The following is an 18,396-nucleotide window of genomic DNA, read 5'->3' as shown; positions in this document are numbered from 1 at the left end:
TACCACGGCGCGCAGATCTTCGAGGTTCTGGGATTGGATCACGCCCTCGTTGAGTTCGCCCTGACCGGGACCCCATCGCGCCTCGGCGGGATCGGACTGGCCGAGATCGCGGACGACGTCCTGGCCCGGCACCGGCGCGCGTTTGGCGCCGCCGCCCCTCCCGGGCTCGGCGATCCCGGGCTGTTCCGGTTCCGGAAGGACGGCGAGTACCACGCGTTCCATCCCCACGTCGTGCGCACCCTCCACCGGGTGGCGCTGAGCGGCAGCGAGGACGATTATCTCGCCTACGCCTGGGAGGTGCTCCACCGGCCGCCGACGGCGCTGCGCGACCTGTTCGAATTTCGGGCGGAGGTTCCGGTGTCCCTGGACGAGGTGGAGCCGGCGGAGGCGATCGCCCGGCGGTTCGTCGTGTCCTCGATGTCGCACGGATCGTTGAGCCGGGAGGCGCACGAGACCCTGGCGATCGCGATGAACCGCCTCGGGGCGAAGAGCAGCAGCGGGGAGGGGGGGGAGGATCCCGCCCGCTACGCCCCGCGCGCCGATGGGACCTGGGCGAACTCCGCGGTGAAGCAGATCGCGTCGGGCCGCTTCGGCGTGACCACCCAGTACCTGGTGGCGGCGCAGGAGCTGGAGATCAAGATGGCGCAGGGGAGCAAGCCCGGCGAAGGGGGGCAGATCCCCGGGACGAAAGTGACCGAGGAGATTGCCAGGATCCGGCGCGCGCAGGCGGGGATTTCGCTCATCTCTCCGCCTCCCCATCACGACATCTACAGCATCGAGGATCTCGCCCAACTGATCTATGATCTCAAGCAGGGCAACCCCCGGGTGCGCGTGTCGGTCAAGCTCGTCAGCGAAGCCGGCGTCGGCACCATCGCCGCCGGTGTGGCCAAGGCGTACGCCGACATCGTGCACATCGCGGGCTGCGATGGCGGGACGGGCGCCTCGCCGCTGGAGTCGATCAAGAACGCCGGCGTCCCCTGGGAGCTGGGACTGGCCGAGACCCAGCAGACCCTCGTGGCGAACAACCTGCGCGGGCGCGTGCGGGTGCGGGTGGACGGGGGGATGAAAACGGCCCGGGACGTCGTCATCGCCGCGTTGCTCGGGGCGGAGGAATTCGGCTTCGGCAGCGCCGCGGTCGTCGCGCTGGGGTGCGTGATGGCGCGTCAGTGCCACCTCAACACCTGCCCGGTGGGCATCGCCACCCAGCGGGGGGATCTTCGGGCGAAGTTTCCCGGCACCCCGGAACGGGTCATCCACTTTTTCCTCGCGATCGCCGAGGACGTGCGGCGGATCCTCGCCGCGCTCGGCCGCCGGGCGGTGTCGGAGCTGGTGGGGCGGGCGGACCTCCTGCGGGTGCGAGAGGACATCCCGGTGGCGCGGGCCAAGCGGCTGGTGCTGGACTCGATTCTCACCGACCCCGACCCCTCGGGGACCCGCGCCCGGCGCCACGTTCAGGAGCGAAACGACCGGCCGGGCGAGCCGTTTGACGACCGTATCCTCGTTGAAATCGGGGACGATCTGGCCGCGGGCCGCCCCGTCGATCGGGCGTTCCCGATCCGGAACGTCGACCGGACGGCGGGGGCGCGGATCGCCGGCGCGATCGCCAGGAACCGCGGAGACGCCGGCCTTCCCGACGGCACGATCACCCTTCGCTTCACCGGCAGCGCCGGCCAGTCATTCGGGGCATGGTGCCTCGCCGGGATGCGATTGCTCCTGACCGGGGAAGCGAACGACTACGTCGGGAAGGGGATGACCGGGGGCGAAATTGTGATCACCCCGCCGGGGTCGCTCCTGCCGGAATCCTCCCGGCACGTCGTGGTCGGCAACACGGTGCTCTACGGAGCGACGGGGGGGCGGGTGTTCGCCGCCGGCCGGGCGGGGGAGCGGTTCGCGGTTCGGAACAGCGGTGCGACCGCGGTGGTGGAGGGACTCGGCGACCACGGCTGCGAGTACATGACTGGCGGGATCGTCGTCGTGCTGGGGGAGACCGGCCGAAACTTCGGGGCGGGCATGACCGGCGGTGTCGCCTACGTCCTCGATGAACCGGAGACATTCGATCGCCGGGTCAACCCGGGGATGGTGACGGTGACGCGGGTCGCCGACGGCGCGGACGCCGCCGAACTCCACCGCCTCGTCACCGCCCACCGGGAGGCGACGGGCTCTCCGCGGGCGCGGGCGATCCTCGAGGACTGGGAGGCGTGGGTGGGCCGGTTTTGGAAGGTGGCCCCGCGTGCCGTCCCCGCGACTCCCCCCGTTTCGCCGGCGTCTCCGGAGCGCCGCCAGAGGAACTGACCCGGCGCAACCGGGCGATCCAGAGCCCGCGCCGCATCGCTGTGATACAATTTGGACCTGAGGGGACCAGCGGCGATGACGGCGTACGAACACCTGGAGGCCTTTTTCCGCGGCGAGGACGAGGTGGTTGCCGCCTACTTGTACGGTCAGCCGGCCACGGAACGGACCTGGCCCGACTCCGACATTGAGATCGCCCTGCTGTTTCGCCACGCCATGGAGGCGGAGGCGATCGCCGAGTACCTCGAAGGGCTCGCCAGCAGCAACCCTTTGGGGGAGTGTCCCGGCATTCTGATGCCGTTCGCGTTGAATGCGCACATCCTCCCGGTCGTCCACGAGGTCCTCAACTGGGGCCGGGTGTTCGCGGACAACGACCCCTCCGAGCGCGAGGCGTTTGTCCAGCGCACGACCGAGCGGTTGGAGCAGGAGCGCCCGCGGTTGCTGGAAGAGGCCCACGAGTCGATCATGCAGGCGCGCACGTTCGGGCTCCCCACCTCCGGCGATCCCGTCCCCACGCTCGCGCAGCTGTCGCGCCCCCTCGATCCCGTCCGGATAGGCTGGCGGTTCGGCCGGGTGCTGACCTCGGTTCCGATCATCGAGATGTTCACCCGGGACATCGAGGCCGTGGCCCAAGACGCCGAGCGTGTCACCCAAATCATCGGCGTGTTCGGCAACGCCAGCGGGGCGGCCACGGGCATCGCCAAGGCGATGCTCACCACCTTCGGCATCCCGCGTCCCAGCCGGCGGTGGGAGGTGTTCCTGCCCCTCGCCGACACGGGCATCATCCCGATGGAACTCGCGCTCCACCTCTCGGCGATGGTGGAGACGCGGTGGACGCTGTTGACCGGAACGAGTGCTATGGTCCCTGAGCGGGTCATCTCCCAGATTCGCAACTACCTCCCTCCCATCATCACCTTTGCCCGTCGGGCTTCGTGGACCACGGAGCTGCCTGGTCTCTCCACCAACCAGCGGCTTCACTGATCACGGGTACCGGAGGGAGGGTTATGCGGCGTCACGGTTCAGCCCCGCTCGTCGAGCGCACACGCCCGCGGATCCCCGGCGCGGCTTGGCGCCGGCTTCCGCGGCGGGCGCTGGTGGGGGTGGCCATCCTCGCCGTACTGGCGGCGTCGGTCGTGGCGTTCGCCTCCGTCGAGCAGCGCGATGCATGGCTGGAGGCCCATCCCCGCGTGCCGAACCTGATCGGTCAAACCGTCGCCGAGGCCGCGCAGATGATCGTGCCGCTGCGCTTCGGGGTCATCGTCGCCGGGCACCGCGAGGATCCGCACGCGCCGATCGGGGTGGTGCTCGCCCAGGACCCTCCGCCCGGCCGCCCGCTCCAGCGGCGCTCGATCATTCAACTGACCGTCAGCGAAGGATCGGGCACGGTCCCGCGGCTGCGCGACATCCCGGTCAGCGACGCCGCCCGCCGGCTGGAAGTGGTCGGCCTGCGCCTGGGGCGGGTCAGCTACCTCAACGATGACGCCGCGCCCGGCACCGTCCTCGAGCAGTTCACCCCGCCGGGGGAGCAGGTGAGACCCAACGCCCCCGTGGACGTGCTGGTGAGCCTCGGGCCGATGGGAGTGGGTTCGGCATCGCTCCTGCCGAAGACGCCGGCCGCCGCTCCGCTCGATCCCAAACCGCCGGCGACGCCGCCGATGCTCACCCATCAGGAGGGGTGCTGTCGTGTCGAACCCGCTTCAGGTGACCGTCCAACCCACCCCGAACGTGAACGCGCTGAAGTTCATCGTCAATCGGCGGATGACCGAGGGCCGCAGCCAAACGTTCACGGACCCGAACACCGCGACGTCCCCGCTGGCCCGTGACCTGCTCGCGATTCCCGGGGTGCGGCAGGTCTTCTTCCTCAACGACTTCATCACCCTGACGCGGCAGGACGGGATCGACTGGGGAACCGTCGTCCCCCCCGCCGAGGCCGCGATCCGCCGGCACCTCGCTTCCGAAGCCTGAGCGTGCGCGTTCCCGCACGCGGGATCGGGACGCGCGATGCGTAGAGCCCGCTTCGAGCGCCTGGTCGCGCTGGCGCTGGACGATCTTCCGGCCCGGTTCGCGGAGCGGCTCGTGAACATCGCCGTCATGGTGGAAGCCCGACCGTCCCGCGAGATCGCCGGGGAGTTGGGCGGCGACATCCTCGGGCTGTACCAGGGCGTGAGCGAAATGGAGCGGTCGCCGATGGCGGCGTATGAGCTGCCCGAGGTGGTCGTCATCTACCAGGACAACATCGAGGCGATCTGCCAGACCGACGCGGAGATCGTCGAGGAAGTGCGCCAGACCGTCATCCACGAGATCGGGCATCACTTCGGCCTCACCGACGAGCAGATGGACTAACTTCCCTCAAAGTTGACATCTTTTCCCGACCGCAGTACAATCCGTTCCAGACCGACTGGTCAGTCTGGGGTGAGGGGGGTTTGATGGCCACCACCTTAGATCGATTACACAAAGGACAGCAGCGCGAAGAGACCCGAAGAAGGATCCTGCACTCCGCAGCACAGGTGTTTGCCGCCAAAGGCTTCCACAACGCCGTGGTCGATGACATCGTCAAAGCCTCGGGGACCTCAAAAGGGGCGGTCTACTTCTACTTCCAAAGCAAAGAGCAGATTTTCCTGTCCCTGGTCGAGGAGTACGCCACGACCCTGGCCTGTGAGATCCAGGTGGCCGTCCATCGGGCGCGCGGCTTAGTGGCCCAGGTCGAGGCGGCGGTCGCCACCGTGGTGCGGACCTTTCAGGCCGATCGGGATATCGCGAAGATCGTCCTCGTCGACTGGCCGTCGGTCGGGGCAGAGTTCCAGGGAAAGCGGATCGCCCTCAAGGCCATGCTGGTGGAGGTGCTCCGCGGGTACCTCGACCGCGCGGTCGAGGATGGCAAGTTGACCCCACAGGACACCGAGACCGCGGCGTACGTATGGATCGGCGCACTCAGCGAGGTGGTGCTCAGGTGGCTGAACACCGGAAAGCCGGACCCCCTCGAAGACGTGCTGGCCCCGTTGACCCCACTCTTGCTCCGGAGCGTGGGCTTCACCGTCGTCCCCCTCGCCTCCCGGTGATCCCCCCGCCGGGGCGGCCCGCGCCGGTGGCGAATCAGGTTCCCGCGACCGTGCTGGGGGCGCTCCAGGGGCGGACGTGGTCCCGATTGATCCAAACCTCTCTTCTGCGCGGGGAGTTCGTGCTGAGCTCCGGGCGGAGGAGCACCCACTACATCGACAAGTACCGGTTCGAGACACGGCCGGACCTGCTGCGCGACATCGCCCGACTCCTGGCCCACCTCCTCCCCGGCGAGACGACCCGGCTCGCGGGCCCCGCGCTCGGCGGCATCCCGCTCGCGACGGCGGTCGCGCTCGAGACCGGGCTTCCCTTTGTCATCGTCCGTCCTGAGACCAAGGACCACGGGACCGCCCGCTTGATCGAGGGGGTCCTCGAGCCCGGCGATGCGGTGGTGGTGATCGAGGATGTGGTGACGACCGGCGCGCAGGTGGTGCGGGCCGCCCGCACGGTGGAGGCGGCGGGGGCCAAGGTGCTGCTCGTGCTCGCGGTGGTGGACCGCAACGAAGGGGGCGCCGAGGGCGTCGGGGCCGCCGGGTACGCGTTTCGCGCGCTCTTCACCCTCGGCGAGTGGCCGCTCCCGCAGAAGTGACCGTCAGGCCAGCGCGATCGGCCGTACCGGGGACCCCGTCGCGCCGACGAGCTTCAGCGGGGTGCAGACGAACAGGAACTCCCGGCACCGATCCCGGCTGAGTTCCTCCAGGTTGAGGTTCTCCATGATGGCAATTCCGCACCGGGCGATGAGGTGCAGGTGCGCGAACAGCATGCCGCCCGTCTGTGGGTCCCGCTCTTCGGTCTCGTCCCACGTCATGTTGTCGCACCCCACGCAGCGCACCTTGCGCGCCGCCGCCCACTCCGTCGCCTCGCGCCCGACCCCCGCGGCGGCCAGGTAGCGGTTCTCATCCGCCCACAGCTTCGCGTACCCGGTGCGCACAAGGAGCGCATCCCCGGGTTGGACGGACACCCCGCCCAACCGCGCCGCCGCTTCCAGGTCGGATGGGGTGATCGGATAGTGCTCCGGCAGCGGGTCTTGCCCCTTGGCGGCGGCGACGTCGAGGAGGATCCCACGGGCGACGATCGGGTTCATCGTCTCGATCCCGTGGCTGGTGAACCCCCGCGCGGTTTCGACCTCCGGCGTGATCTCCACGTCTCCGTAGAGTCGGAGATCGGCCGCCTGGTGCGAGAGCGCGTCGATGTGGGTCCCGGAGTGCTCCATCATCACGAGGATGCCGGATGCGCTGGACCGCGGTCCGTGCCGCCGTGGAAAGTAGCTGTCTCGGTGCCGGCGGTGCAGCTGGTAGACGTAGCCCGGTCGGTGGGCGGGATGGATGGGCATGCCGGCCGTCCGCGGTTGCTCCAGGTCGTAGACGCGCCGTTCGGTGACGCTGCGCACGAGATCGGGTGTGGCAAGAGGCATCGCCATCTCCCTTCCGCTGCTCCGCGTGCCGCCGGCACGAACCGGAGGCGTGCCCTCGAGATATTCCGCGCGCGGCGTGACGGCCCCCTGCCCGCGGCGGGACTTTCGCAAGCGGTGTGTTGACATTGCCCCGGTCCGACCATAGAATAATAGATGAGTAATTCACTCCAGAATTGCCGGAGCCGCTGCGGCCAAGCGCCGCCGCGGGGCCGGGGCGCGGTCGGGGGAGACGGATGGACGCCGAGCTCGTGATCAAGGATCTGTGGGCGCAGGTCGAGGATAAGGTGATCCTCAAAGGGACCAACCTGACCGTGCGCGCGGGAGAGATCCACGCCCTGATGGGCCCCAACGGGTCGGGGAAGAGCACGCTCGCCAACGTGTTGATGGGCAATCCGTTTTACCAGGTGACCAAGGGCGAGGTGCTCTACAAAGGCGAGGACCTCGTGGCGATGGCGCCCGACGAGCGGGCCCGCCGGGGTCTGTTCATCGCGTTTCAGTACCCGGTGAGCATTCCCGGGGTGACGATGGCCAGCTTCCTGCGCACCGCGGTGAGCGCGCGGCGGGGATTTGACAAGGACAGTTTGATGAGCCTGGCCGAGTTTCAGAAGCTGGTCAGGGCGAAGGTGGCGGAGCTGCAGGTCGATCCGGCGGTCCTCGGCCGCTACGTGAACGAGGGGTTCAGCGGCGGGGAGAAGAAGCGTGCCGAGATCTTGCAGATGGCGGTGCTCGAGCCGGAGATCGCGATCATGGACGAGACCGACTCGGGGCTGGACGTGGACGCGGTCAAGATCGTGGCGGCCGGGGTGAACAGGATGTACGAGACCTCCGGGCAGAAGATGGGGGCGCTCGTCATCACCCATTACCCGCGGATCCTGAAGTACATCAAGCCCACCACGGTTCACGTCATGTTCGACGGCCGGATCGTGACCTCGGGCGGCGCGGCGCTTGCCGACGAGCTCGATCAGATCGGGTACGATGGCATCCGGGCGCAGTACGAGCAGGTGGCCGCCGAGGTCGCCTCGGAGGGCGAGGTCCGGAGCGCGGGGAAGGTCTTTTGGGTCAGGCACTAGCTCCCATCGGCGCGCCGCGTCGGGCCGTCGGTCGGGGCGAGATTCGCGAGGAGGCGCAGGCATCATGGCAGTGACGAGCCCGCTCGGCATCGATCTCGACCAGTACAAGTACGGGTTCCACGATCCCGAGGATGCGTACGCGTTCAAATCCCGGAAGGGACTCGACCGCGAGATCGTGGAGATGATCTCGCACATGAAGAGCGAGCCCGAGTGGATGCGGGCGTTCCGCCTCCACTCCCTCGGGGTGTGGGAGAAGAAGCCGCTGCCCACCTGGGGCGGCAACGTCGGCGAGATCGATTTCAACGACATCTACTACTACGTCCGGCCGATGGAGAACCAGGGGAAGACCTGGGACGACGTCCCCGAGAACATCAAGAAGACCTTCGACCGGCTGGGGATCCCCGAGGCGGAGAAGAAATACCTGGCCGGCGTGGGGGCTCAGTACGAGAGCGAGGTCGTCTACCACAGCCTGCGCGAGGAGTGGACGAAACAGGGCGTGGTGTTCCTCGACATGGATTCCGCCCTGCGCGATCATCCGGACATCGTCAAGGAGTACTTCGGGACCGTCATCCCTCCTGAGGACAACAAGTTCTCGGCGCTGAACAGTTCGGTGTGGAGCGGGGGATCGTTCGTCTACGTCCCCGAGGGTGTGCGCGTGGACATCCCGCTGCAGGCCTACTTCCGGATCAACGCCCAGAACATGGGGCAGTTTGAGCGGACCCTGATCATTGCGGAGAAGGGGTCGTACGTGCACTACGTGGAAGGGTGCACCGCCCCCACCTACTCCAGCGACTCGCTGCACAGTGCGGTCGTGGAGATCATCGTCAAGGAGGGCGCGCGCGTCCGGTACACGACCATTCAGAACTGGTCGAAGAACGTCTACAACCTGGTCACGAAGCGGGCGGTGGCCTATCGCGACGCGACGATGGAGTGGGTGGACGGGAACCTCGGCAGCAAGTTGACGATGAAGTACCCGAGCGTCTACATGCTCGAGCCCGGAGCGAAAGCGGAGATCCTCTCCGTGGCCTTCGCCGGCGAAGGGCAGCACCAGGATCCCGGCGGCAAGGTGATCCACGCCGCTCCGCACACCCAGTCGTCCATCGTCAGCAAATCGATCAGCAAGTCCGGCGGGCGGGCCGGCTACCGCGGGCTGGTGAAGATCTACCCCGGCGCCAAGGGGAGCAAGTGCGCGGTGCGCTGCGACGCGCTGATCCTCGACGACCAGTCGCGGTCGGATACCTACCCCACAATGGAAATCGACGAGGACGACGTCCAGGTGACCCACGAGGCCACCGTTTCCAAGGTCTCGGATGAACAGCTGTTCTACCTGATGAGCCGCGGGATCAACCAGGACGAGGCGATGAGCATGATCGTCCGCGGGTTCATCGAGCCGATTTCCCGAGAGTTGCCGATGGAATACAGCGTGGAACTGAACCGACTGATCCAGCTCGAAATGGAGGGCTCGGTCGGCTAGCCGCGCCCCGCTGGCGTGAGGAGGGCACGGGAGGGCAGGGCGTCGGGCTCTGCCCTCTCTGACCGCCTGCCGTCCGTCGAGGCGCACGGGACCAGACGGGCGCGCGAGCGCACCGCGGGGAGATGGAGGCACCATTGTGAGTGACGCCCCTCCGGCATCGTTGAGCCGGGCAGTGGTCGAGGAGCACAGCGCCGCCTCGGGCGAGCCGGCCTGGCTGCGCGAGCACCGTCTCGCGGCGTGGGAAGCCTTTGAACGGCTCCCCCTGCCGTTGGCGAACGTCGGCGAGGAATGGCGCCGCACCGACATCGGCGGGCTCGATCTGGACGCGTTCGGAGTGCTGCCCCACCGCGTGCACCGGGGCGCGCCGCCCGCGCCGCTTCTGGCGCTGGTGGGCGATCCGACCGAGGCGGCCGGGCTGCGGCTGGTGGCCAACGGGGTCGAGGTCCAAAGCCGGCTGGCGGGCGAGCTGGCCCGAAGCGGGCTGATCTTCACCTCGCTCTCCGAGGCGGTGGTCAAGCACCCCGACCTCGTCCGGCCGTACCTCGGGACCGTGGTGCGGGACGACGAGAACAAGTTCCGGGCGCTGCACGGGGCGTTGTGGAGCGGCGGGACCTTCCTGTACGTCCCGAAGGCCCTCGAGGTGGACCTGCAGTTGGTCACGGGGACCTGGCTGGATCGGGATGGCGCGGCGTTCCTCCCGCACACGCTCGTGGTGGCCGAGGAGCGCAGTCGCGTGACCCTCGTTGAGGTCTTCGGCTCGGCCCCGGGCGCCTCGCGGACCCTCGTCAACCACGCGGTCGAACTGATCCCCAAGGCCGGAGCCCAGATCCGCTACGTCAATCTCCAGGACTGGGCGCGCAACCTCTGGGAGTTCGGCATCGTCCGGATGGTCCTGGAGCGGGATGCCACCGTGAACAGCCTGATGGTGGCGTTCGGCGCGGGGCTCGTCAAGACCAACGTAGAGAGCCGGCTCGTCGGGGAAGGGAGCACATCGGAGATGCTCGGCATCGCCTTCGGCGACGGGACCCAGCACTTCGACTACCATACCCTGCAGGAGCACGTCGCGCGGAGCACCACGAGCGACCTCCTCTACAAGGGCGTGCTCAAGGACAAGGCGCGCTCGGTGTTCTCCGGGTTGATCCGTGCCGATCACGGCGCCCAGAAGACCAATGCCTTTCAGCTCAACCGCAACCTGATTCTCTCGGAGGGGGCGCGGGCGGACAGCATGCCCAAGCTCGAGATCCTGGCCAACGACCTCCGCTGCACCCACGGCGCCAGCACCAGCCGGCTCAACGAAGACCAGATCTTCTACCTGATGAGCCGGGGGCTGCCGCGGGCGGTCGCGGTCCGGATGATGGTGGACGGGTTCCTGGCCGAGATCTTCGACCGGATCCCGCTCGAGATGATCCGCCAGCGGCTGAGCGAGACCGTGGAACGCAAGATGGGGGACTACGTGTGAGCGAGTACATTCGCGTGGCCCGCGCGAGCGAGGTGGCGCCCGGGTCGATGAAGCGGGTGGACGTGGGCGGCCGGGCCGTCGCGCTGATCAACCTGGGCGGTGAGTTCTTCGCGATCGATGATACCTGCACCCACGAAGAGGCGTCCCTCAGCCAGGGGACGCTGTCGGGAGAAGTGGTGGTCTGTCCCAAGCACGGCGCCCGGTTCCACGCCAAGACCGGCCGGGTGCTGGCGCTGCCGGCGGTGCGCTCGGTGGCGGTCTACCCGGTGCGGGTCGACGGGGGCGAGGTGCTGGTGTCCCCCGAGGCGCACCGCTCGGGGGAGGTTCCCCACCGCCGGTAGCGGCGGGCGAGGAGGCGAACGATGGGGTTCCCGGCAACGATTCGCGACGACTTTCCGATTCTTCGCGTCCGCGTCAACGGAAAACCGCTGGTGTACCTCGACAGCGCGGCCACCTCGCAGAAGCCGCGCCAGGTGATCGACGCGTTGGTCCGCTACTACGAGGAATACAATGCCAACGTCCACCGCGGCGTCTATTCCATCGCCGAGCGGGCCACCGCGGAGTACGAGGCCGCCCGCGCCAAGGTGGCGCGGTTCCTGGGCGCGGCGGGACCGGAGGAGCTCCTCTTTACCCGCAACGTCACCGAGGCGCTGAACCTCGTCGCCTTCGCCTGGGGCCGGTCGCACGTCGGGCCGGGCGACGAGATCCTGGTCACCGAGATGGAACACCACAGCAACCTCGTCCCCTGGCAGATGCTGGCGCAGGCGTGCGGCGCGCGCCTGCGCTCCATCCCGTTTGACGACCGAGGACGACTGATCCTCGACGATCTCGATCGCCTGCTCACCGACCGGACGCGGATCGTGGCACTGGTCCACGTCAGCAACACGTTCGGCACGGTCAACCCCGTGGCCGAGATCGCCAGCGCGGCGCACGCCCGCGGGGCCGTGGTCGTCGTGGACGGCGCTCAGAGCACCCCGCACCGCCCCGTGGACGTCGGCGCCCTGGGGGCGGATTTCTTCGGGTTCACCGGGCACAAGATGCTCGGGCCGATGGGCATCGGGGGGCTCTGGGGCCGGCGCGCCCTGCTCGAGGAGATGTCGCCGTTCCTGGGCGGGGGCGAGATGATCAGCGACGTCTGGATGGACCACGCCACCTGGAACGAGCTCCCGTGGAAGTTCGAGGCGGGAACCCCCAACGTGGGCGATGCGATCGCCCTCGGCGCCGCCGTCGACTACCTGGAGCGGCTGGGGATGGAGGCGGTGGCCGCGCACGAGCGCGAGATCACGGCGTACGCGATGGGTCGGCTGGGGGAGATCCCCGGGCTGCGCATCCTCGGGCCGGCTGTCGGCGCCGAGCGGGGCGGGGTGGTGGCATTTTCGATCGATGGCGTGCATCCCCACGACATCGCCCAGGTGCTCGACACCGAAGGCGTCTGCGTCCGGGCCGGCCACCACTGCACGAAGCCGCTCCACCGCAAGCTGGGGATTGGAGCCTCCGCGCGCGCGAGCTTCTACGTCTACACGACCACGGCGGAGATCGACGTCCTGACCCGCGCCCTTCTCAAGACTCGGGAGCTGTTCAGTGTCGCTGGATGATCTGTACCGCGATGTGATCCTCGATCACTACAGCCACCCGCGCAACAAAGGGACCCTCGACCCGGCGGACGTCGTCCGCGAGGGCGCCAATCCGCTCTGCGGCGACGAGATCCGGTTGTTCTTGACCGTCCGGGACGGGGTGGTGACCGACGTGCGTTTTGACGGCCGGGGGTGCTCGATCAGCCAGGCGTCGGCGTCGATGATGACCGAGCGGATCAAGGGGCAGCCGGTCGCGGAGGCCGAGCGGTTGATCGCGGCGTTCAAGGCGATGATGCACGGGGAGCCACCGGCGGAAGCGCTGGGGGATCTCGAGGCGCTGCAGGGCGTCCGGAAGTTTCCGGTCAGGGTTAAGTGCGCGACGCTGGGGTGGGTGACCCTCGAGGGCGCCCTGGCGGAGGTGGGGAACCGCTGAGGCCGGGTCGGGCGGCGGCATCGCCGGTTTGCGGTGGTCCCGCCCGCGTGTTATTTTATCCGCAGAAGGACCGCGGCCGGTGGACGCGAAGGCCGCCGGCGCGGTCGGCACCGAGGGCCGGGATTCCCGTCGTGCTCGCGTCGCGGTCGACGGGGACCTGATCAGCGTCGGGCGCCGAGCCGAAGAGAGGGGAGCGACCATGTCGATGAACGTCGTCGGGGGAGGGGCCGCGGCGCCGCGCCGCAGCCAGATCACCCCGATCGCCGAGGCGGTCGCGATCCTCGACAACATTCCGGGCGGCGGCTTGATCCTCACCACCGTCGAGGCGGCGCTGAACTGGGGGCGGGCGTCGTCGATCTGGCCGCTCACGTTCGGGCTGGCGTGCTGCGCGATCGAGATGATGGCCGCCTACGCCGCCCGGTTTGACCTGGACCGGATGGGGTTGATCCCGCGCGCGACCCCGCGGCAGGCGGACCTGATCATCGTCGCCGGCCGGGCGACGCTCAAGATCGCCCCGATCGTCCGCCGGCTCTGGGAGCAGATGCCCGAGCCCCGGTACGTGATCTCCATGGGCTCGTGCGCGACGTGCGGCGGACCGTTCTTCTACGACAACTACTCGATCCTGAAGGGAATCGACCAGGTGATCCCCGTCGATGTCTACGTGCCCGGGTGCCCCCCGCGCCCCGAGGCGCTGATCGAAGGGATCCTCAAGCTCCAGGAAAAGATCAAGCGCGAGCCGTTCCTGCGCCAGCAGGCCGCCGCGGCACTGCGGGGGTCCTAGGAGAACGGGGATGGCGCTGCGGACCGAAGAGTTGATGCTGAACATGGGGCCCCAGCACCCCAGCACGCACGGGGTGCTGCGCCTCATCGTGACCCTCGACGGCGAGAACATCGTCGACGTGCAGCCCGACATCGGGTACCTGCACTCCTCGGTCGAAAAGATGATGGAGCACCGGACGTACGTGCAGAACGTCGCCCTCGTCGACCGGGGATTGGATTACCTCATCGCCCTGAACAACGAGGAGGCGTACTGCCTCGCCGTGGAGCGTCTGGCCGGCATCCGCCCGCCCGACCGCGCGCGGTACATCCGGGTGCTGTTCTGCGAGCTGAACCGGATCGCGAGTCACCTCGTCTGGCTGGGGACCTGGGCGATCGACCTCGGGGCGACCACGGTGTTCCTCTGGTGCTTCCGGGAGCGCGAGGCGATCCTGGACCTGTTCGAACGGGTCACCGGCGGCCGCCTGCACCACGTCTACTTCCGCATCGGGGGGGTGTACGCCGACCTGCCGGAGGGGTGGAGCGAGCAGTGCGGGGCGTTCCTCGACGCCTTCCTCCCCCGGGTCGACGAATATGAAGCGCTGCTCACCGAGAACCCCATCTTCCTCGCGCGCGTCAAAGGGATCGGCCGGATCGGCCGCGCCGATGCGATCGCCATGGGCGCGTCGGGCCCCGTCGCCCGCGCGAGCGGGATCGCGTACGACGTGCGCAAGGCGGCCCCCTATGAGGTCTACGACGCGATGGAGTTCGACGTCCCGGTCCTGGAGGACGGCGACTGCTTCGCCCGTTACCTGGTGCGCCTTGCGGAGATGCGCCAGTCGGTACGGATCATCCGGCAGGTGCTGCGCGCGCTCCCCGGCGGTGAGATCCGGACCCGCGTGCCGATGACGATGAAGGCGCCCCGGGGGGAAGCGTTCGTCCAGACCGAGTCGCCGCGGGGCGACCTCGGCGTGCACATCGTCAGCGACGGCGGCGAGACCCCGTACCGGGTCAAAGTCCGCGCCCCGTCGTTCAGCAACCTGTACGCGCTGACCGAAATGATGCGGGGCTGGAAGATCGCCGATGTGATCGCGATCCTCGGCAGCATCGATATCGTGCTCTCGGACGTCGACCGGTAGGAGGGTCGGGATGCCACTCGTGACTCGCGTGACCCGGGCGGTGACCGCGCTGGCGACGGGGTTGGCGCTGACATTTCGCGTCATGGTCCGCCGCAAGGTGACGGTGCAGTATCCGCTTGAGCACGTCGATGTGTCCAACCGGTTTCACGGGCTGCTGGCGCTGCCCATCGACCCGGCGACGGGGAAGGATCTCTGCATCATCTGCTTCCAGTGCGAGCGGATCTGTCCCGACCGCTGCATCCATATCGAGGCGGAGGGGAAGGGCAAGGAGCGGGTGCTCACCCGGTTCGACATCGAGATGGACAAATGCTGTTACTGCGGGTACTGCGTCGAGGTGTGCCCGACCGAGGCGATCGTGTTCGTGCCGCACTACGAGGCGTCGACGTACAGCCGCGACCGGCTGCTCTACGACCTCGACGACCTCCACGCCGCGGCGCCGAAAGAGCCGGTGGCGCGCGGCATCGTGGGGGGGATGGTGCGATGACCCCCGCTCGCGTCGCCCAGTTGCTGGCGCGCTTTCCGCACGTCCGCGATCTCCTGGCCGAGCAGCAGGTCGAGGAGGCGAAAGCCGACGAGGAGTGGCAGGGCAAGGAGCAAGAGTGGCGGGCCGCGGCGGAGGCGGCGAAGGCGGCGGGAAAGCCCGCGCCCCGCCCGCTGAAGCGCGAGGAGTCCAAGGTCTATCATCACCACCAGCCGACGTTCCTGGTGCCGGGGGACGAGATCCTGGATCTCTGCCGCTGGCTCCGGGACAACCCGGAGTTCGACATGGCGTACCTCTCCTTCGTCTCCGCGATCGATTGGTCGGATCATTTCGATGTCGTCTACCACGTGGCGTCGCTGGTGCGCAACCATGCCGCGGTGCTCAAGGTCGCGATCCCGAGGAGCGATCCGCGGATCCCGTCCGTCACGGGGCTGTGGCGGGGCGCCGACTGGCACGAGCGCGAGGCGTACGATCTCTTCGGCATCGTGTTCGAGGCCCACCCCAACCTCCGCCGGATCATGATGAGCCCGGATTGGAAGGGGCACCCGCTGCGCAAGGACTATGTCTACGAGGACCCGCAGTGGCTTGTGGACATCGCGACCGAGCGGCAGCGCGAGATCGCCGCCACGGGGGAAGAATGGGAAGGCCGCGGGTCACGCACCTGACGGCACCGGTTCTCCTCCACGACCGCGGGGTTCGGTTACTGTTGCCCACCTTTCCGCCTTCATCGGGACTTTATCTGGTCTTTACACGCGCCGCTTAGGATTGATACCAGGAGCTTCATTACGAGGTGAGCGGTTGTGAAACAGACTCCTCTTATGCGGGGGTTTTGGGCGGGCGCGGCGGGCGGGGTGGCCGCGATGCTGGTGTTCTTCGCCTACCGGTCCGCCACCGGGACGCCGACGCTTCCGGAGGCGCTCGCCGAACGGATGATCCGTCTGATCCCGTACCAGATCTTCGCGCTCTTTCTCGCCAAACTCCAGCACCTCGCGAAACCGTTGGGGCTGGTCATGGCCGTCATCACCGGCGTGATCGGGTTCGGGATCGGCGGGATGCTCTACGCCCGGCTCGGCCGGCGGACGCGGCGCCCCCGGCTCGTCCTCGCCCTGGAGATCGCGGTGCTGGCTTGGGCGTTCCTCACCTACGTCTTTCTCCCCTTGATCGAGGGCGGGATCCTCGGCGTTCCGCTGACGACGATGGTCCTGGCTCCCGCCGTGCCGATGGCGCTGGCGAGCGTCGCGTACGGGATCGTCCTCGCCGGGCTCGGTCCGGCGCCCGGCGGGCGGCGTCCCGTCCGGGCGGCGACCGCCGGCCTGACCGCCTCGAGCAGCCAGCCGAGCGCGGCGCGGCCCGCCTCCGGCGCGCGGGATTCGCGGGACCGCGTCACCCGCCGCGATGCTCTGCGCCGCTCGGCGATCGTGCTGGTCGCCGCCGCCGCGGGGAGTCGCTGCGCGACGTGGATCGGGACAGCGACCTCACGGGTCGCCGCGGCCGCCGCCCAGGCGTTCCAGCTGGTCAAGGGGATGCCGCCGGAGATCACGCCGGACGGGCAGTTCTACCAGGTCTCCAAGAATTTCTTCGATCCCACGGTGGACGTGGCGCGGTGGAAGCTGGAAGTGAAGGGGCTCGTGGCGAAGCCGCTCACGCTCACCCTGGATGAGCTCAAGAAGGCCGCCCCCCCGGTCGAGCGCTACCAGACCTTTGAGTGCATCAGCAACGAGGTGGGCGGCGACCTGATCGGGACCGCCCGGTGGAACGGCGTGCGCGTGAAGGACCTTCTGGATCAGGCGGGGGTCAAGCCGGAGGTGAAGACGATCATTTGGACCGCCGCCGACGGGTACAAGGAGTCGATCCCGCTGGCCGTGGCGATGGACCCGCTGTCCATGCTGGCCTACGAGATGAACGGCGCTCCGATTCCGCAAAAGCACGGCGCCCCGGTCCGTGTGCTGCTGCTCAACCGCTACGGGATGAAGCAACCCAAATGGCTCACCACGATCGAGGCGTCGGCGCTCGAGTACAAGGACGTCCGGGGCTACTGGGAACAGCAGGGGTGGGACCAGGAGGCGATCGTCAAGACCAACAGCGCGTTCCGGGTCGAGACGAAAGACGGCGCCGCGCTCGCCCTTGGCGGCTGGGCGTTCGCGGGCAACCGCGGGATCTCCAAGGTCGAGTTCAGCCCCGACGGCGGCAAGACCTGGCTGCCCGCCGCCGTGAAGGAGCCGCTGGGGGTGAACACCTGGCAGTTCTGGTCGGCGACCTGGACGCCCCCGAAGGCCGGCGAGTACGCGATCAGCGTGCGCGCCACCGACGGGAAGGGCGCGCTCCAGCCGGCCAAGCCGGAGCCGACCCTGCCGGACGGCGGGCAGGGGTATCATACGGTGAAGGTGCGCTTCGGATAAGTGCCCTCCGATCGTCCGATGAAGGGGAAGGGATCCGGACATTTGCCCGGGTCCCTTCTCGCCGTGGGTGGGGTCACGCTTCTGGTTTCGGGCATCGCCGCGCGCTGAGGCGGGCGGGCAAGGATTTTCCCCACCCCACCACCAAGAATACCCTCGGCGATGCGCCCGTTCGCGGCGAAGGGTCTCGGAGGGGTATGAGGAGCGCGGGCCGAGGTGTCCCTTCCGGAGGCCGGCGCGAACGGTTCGGCGGTGCCGCCGAGTCGGACCGGGTCCGGGTGTCGCTTCGGCGTCGGTGAGCCCGCGTCCCCGTGGCGGGCGGGTCCGGAGACTCCGGGGGGTTCGGGCGCGCTCCCGCCGGATCGTCACCCTGCGTGATGCGGACGCCGGCATCCTGCGGCGGCGCAGCCGGAGAATTCGCCTCGTCGACCGGGCGATCCGGCAGTTGGTTGCCGACATGTTCGCCAGCATGCGCCGATCCAACGGAATCGGTTTGGCCGCTCCCCAGATCGGCACACCGCTCCGCGTTGTGGTGATCGACATCGGCGAGGAGCCGCTGGCCGTCATCAACCCTCGGATCCGTCGACGCCGGGGCAGCCAGGTCGGGACGGAGGGCTGCCTCAGCATCCCTGGGGTGTACGGAGACGTCCGGCGCGCGCAGCGGGTCGAGGTGGAGGGCCGGAACATTCACGGCCGGCCGATCGTGGTGAAAGGCGAGGACATCCTGGCCCGGGTGTTCCAGCACGAGATCGACCACCTGAACGGCGTGCTGTTCGTCGATCCGGGACGTCTGCTGCGGCGGCGGTGGCCCGATCGCCGGCCGCGCGTCGCGCGGCGAGGGCGGTGATGTCACG

20 protein-coding genes are annotated in these 18,396 nt (G+C 68.7%); 19 read left to right on the top strand and 1 reads right to left on the bottom strand.

The genetic code is table 11. The annotated features are described in order from the left end of the window. From VKV57_04205 to pyrE, 7 genes are all read left to right on the top strand, one after another. The coding region (locus tag VKV57_04205; protein HLW59112.1) for a glutamate synthase-related protein at window positions 1-2,292 on the top strand (2,292 nt) is incomplete at its 5' end. 75 nt (window positions 2,293-2,367) lie between these two features. Continuing rightward, window positions 2,368-3,270 (top strand): nucleotidyltransferase domain-containing protein, encoded by a 903-nt coding sequence (locus VKV57_04200; protein ID HLW59111.1) that lies wholly within the window; start codon window positions 2,368-2,370, stop codon window positions 3,268-3,270. A 23-nt stretch (window positions 3,271-3,293) separates the two neighbouring features. Continuing rightward, window positions 3,294-4,112: a PASTA domain-containing protein gene (locus tag VKV57_04195; protein ID HLW59110.1), complete on the top strand. Its 819-nt coding sequence runs from the start codon at window positions 3,294-3,296 to the stop codon at window positions 4,110-4,112. Further along, a complete protein-coding gene (locus VKV57_04190; protein ID HLW59109.1) occupies window positions 4,048-4,254 on the top strand; it encodes a NifU N-terminal domain-containing protein in 207 nt (68 codons plus the stop codon). The genes VKV57_04195 and VKV57_04190 overlap by 65 nt, the downstream gene beginning before the upstream one ends. A 36-nt stretch (window positions 4,255-4,290) precedes the next feature. After that, a complete protein-coding gene (locus VKV57_04185; protein HLW59108.1) occupies window positions 4,291-4,632 on the top strand; it encodes a metallopeptidase family protein in 342 nt (113 codons plus the stop codon). Window positions 4,633-4,715: 83 nt separating this feature from the next. Then, a complete protein-coding gene (locus VKV57_04180) occupies window positions 4,716-5,348 on the top strand; it encodes a TetR/AcrR family transcriptional regulator (GenBank protein ID HLW59107.1) in 633 nt (210 codons plus the stop codon). A gap of 26 nt (window positions 5,349-5,374) precedes the next feature. Then, entirely contained in the window at window positions 5,375-5,935 is a 561-nt protein-coding gene (gene pyrE / locus VKV57_04175) for an orotate phosphoribosyltransferase (protein ID HLW59106.1), read from the top strand. A gap of 3 nt (window positions 5,936-5,938) precedes the next feature. On the opposite strand, the gene VKV57_04170 is transcribed toward pyrE, so the two are convergent. Then, window positions 5,939-6,760, bottom strand: coding sequence for a cyclase family protein (locus VKV57_04170; protein HLW59105.1), 822 nt, complete (start codon window positions 6,758-6,760; stop codon window positions 5,939-5,941). A 233-nt stretch (window positions 6,761-6,993) separates the two neighbouring features. Between VKV57_04170 and sufC the strand changes: the two genes are divergently transcribed. The 12 genes from sufC (at window position 6,994) to def (ending at window position 18,389) form a co-directional block, all read left to right on the top strand. Continuing rightward, on the top strand, window positions 6,994-7,830 hold the full coding sequence (gene sufC, locus VKV57_04165; GenBank protein HLW59104.1) for a Fe-S cluster assembly ATPase SufC: 837 nt from the start codon (window positions 6,994-6,996) through the stop codon (window positions 7,828-7,830). Window positions 7,831-7,894: 64 nt separating this feature from the next. Continuing rightward, a complete protein-coding gene (sufB, locus tag VKV57_04160) occupies window positions 7,895-9,304 on the top strand; it encodes a Fe-S cluster assembly protein SufB (protein ID HLW59103.1) in 1,410 nt (469 codons plus the stop codon). A gap of 136 nt (window positions 9,305-9,440) precedes the next feature. Continuing rightward, window positions 9,441-10,763: a Fe-S cluster assembly protein SufD gene (gene sufD / locus VKV57_04155; GenBank protein ID HLW59102.1), complete on the top strand. Its 1,323-nt coding sequence runs from the start codon at window positions 9,441-9,443 to the stop codon at window positions 10,761-10,763. Beyond that, entirely contained in the window at window positions 10,760-11,104 is a 345-nt protein-coding gene (locus VKV57_04150; protein ID HLW59101.1) for a non-heme iron oxygenase ferredoxin subunit, read from the top strand. Before sufD ends, VKV57_04150 begins: the two co-directional genes overlap by 4 nt. A gap of 21 nt (window positions 11,105-11,125) precedes the next feature. Next, window positions 11,126-12,358: a cysteine desulfurase gene (locus tag VKV57_04145; GenBank protein HLW59100.1), complete on the top strand. Its 1,233-nt coding sequence runs from the start codon at window positions 11,126-11,128 to the stop codon at window positions 12,356-12,358. After that, entirely contained in the window at window positions 12,345-12,770 is a 426-nt protein-coding gene (locus VKV57_04140; GenBank protein HLW59099.1) for an SUF system NifU family Fe-S cluster assembly protein, read from the top strand. The genes VKV57_04145 and VKV57_04140 overlap by 14 nt, the downstream gene beginning before the upstream one ends. A 277-nt stretch (window positions 12,771-13,047) precedes the next feature. Continuing rightward, window positions 13,048-13,551: an NADH-quinone oxidoreductase subunit B family protein gene (locus VKV57_04135; GenBank protein ID HLW59098.1), complete on the top strand. Its 504-nt coding sequence runs from the start codon at window positions 13,048-13,050 to the stop codon at window positions 13,549-13,551. A 10-nt stretch (window positions 13,552-13,561) separates the two neighbouring features. Then, the gene (locus tag VKV57_04130; protein HLW59097.1) at window positions 13,562-14,665 is read left to right on the top strand and encodes an NADH-quinone oxidoreductase subunit D; all 1,104 of its coding nucleotides are present in this window, start codon (window positions 13,562-13,564) and stop codon (window positions 14,663-14,665) included. A 10-nt stretch (window positions 14,666-14,675) separates the two neighbouring features. Continuing rightward, window positions 14,676-15,149: an NADH-quinone oxidoreductase subunit I gene (locus VKV57_04125; GenBank protein ID HLW59096.1), complete on the top strand. Its 474-nt coding sequence runs from the start codon at window positions 14,676-14,678 to the stop codon at window positions 15,147-15,149. Beyond that, window positions 15,146-15,811: an NADH-quinone oxidoreductase subunit C gene (locus tag VKV57_04120; GenBank protein HLW59095.1), complete on the top strand. Its 666-nt coding sequence runs from the start codon at window positions 15,146-15,148 to the stop codon at window positions 15,809-15,811. The genes VKV57_04125 and VKV57_04120 overlap by 4 nt, the downstream gene beginning before the upstream one ends. 135 nt (window positions 15,812-15,946) lie before the next feature. Beyond that, window positions 15,947-17,545 carry a molybdopterin-dependent oxidoreductase gene (locus VKV57_04115; GenBank protein HLW59094.1) on the top strand — a complete coding sequence of 533 codons (1,599 nt, stop codon included), beginning with the start codon at window positions 15,947-15,949 and terminating at the stop codon, window positions 17,543-17,545. Between the two features lie 292 nt (window positions 17,546-17,837). After that, window positions 17,838-18,389 (top strand): peptide deformylase, encoded by a 552-nt coding sequence (gene def / locus VKV57_04110; protein HLW59093.1) that lies wholly within the window; start codon window positions 17,838-17,840, stop codon window positions 18,387-18,389. Window positions 18,390-18,396 lie beyond the last annotated feature (7 nt).

Source organism: bacterium, from assembly GCA_035307765.1.
Lineage (GTDB): Bacteria > Sysuimicrobiota > Sysuimicrobiia > Sysuimicrobiales > Segetimicrobiaceae > Segetimicrobium.
Note: the sequence above shows the minus strand (reverse complement) of the source record. Positions and strands in the feature narration are given on the sequence as shown.

Excerpts from the sequence above, each read along its gene's own strand:
- sufC (HLW59104.1), top strand. The coding sequence starts at position 6,994 with ATGGACGCCGAGCTCGTGATCAAGGATCTGTGGGCGCAGGTCGAGGAT.
- VKV57_04195 (HLW59110.1), top strand. The coding sequence starts at position 3,294 with ATGCGGCGTCACGGTTCAGCCCCGCTCGTCGAGCGCACACGCCCGCGG.
- VKV57_04170 (HLW59105.1), bottom strand. The coding sequence starts at position 6,760 with ATGCCTCTTGCCACACCCGATCTCGTGCGCAGCGTCACCGAACGGCGC.
- VKV57_04145 (HLW59100.1), top strand. The coding sequence starts at position 11,126 with ATGGGGTTCCCGGCAACGATTCGCGACGACTTTCCGATTCTTCGCGTC.
- VKV57_04190 (HLW59109.1), top strand. The coding sequence starts at position 4,048 with ATGACCGAGGGCCGCAGCCAAACGTTCACGGACCCGAACACCGCGACG.
- VKV57_04125 (HLW59096.1), top strand. The coding sequence starts at position 14,676 with ATGCCACTCGTGACTCGCGTGACCCGGGCGGTGACCGCGCTGGCGACG.
- VKV57_04180 (HLW59107.1), top strand. The coding sequence starts at position 4,716 with ATGGCCACCACCTTAGATCGATTACACAAAGGACAGCAGCGCGAAGAG.
- VKV57_04185 (HLW59108.1), top strand. The coding sequence starts at position 4,291 with ATGCGTAGAGCCCGCTTCGAGCGCCTGGTCGCGCTGGCGCTGGACGAT.
- VKV57_04130 (HLW59097.1), top strand. The coding sequence starts at position 13,562 with ATGGCGCTGCGGACCGAAGAGTTGATGCTGAACATGGGGCCCCAGCAC.
- VKV57_04200 (HLW59111.1), top strand. The coding sequence starts at position 2,368 with ATGACGGCGTACGAACACCTGGAGGCCTTTTTCCGCGGCGAGGACGAG.
- VKV57_04120 (HLW59095.1), top strand. The coding sequence starts at position 15,146 with ATGACCCCCGCTCGCGTCGCCCAGTTGCTGGCGCGCTTTCCGCACGTC.
- sufB (HLW59103.1), top strand. The coding sequence starts at position 7,895 with ATGGCAGTGACGAGCCCGCTCGGCATCGATCTCGACCAGTACAAGTAC.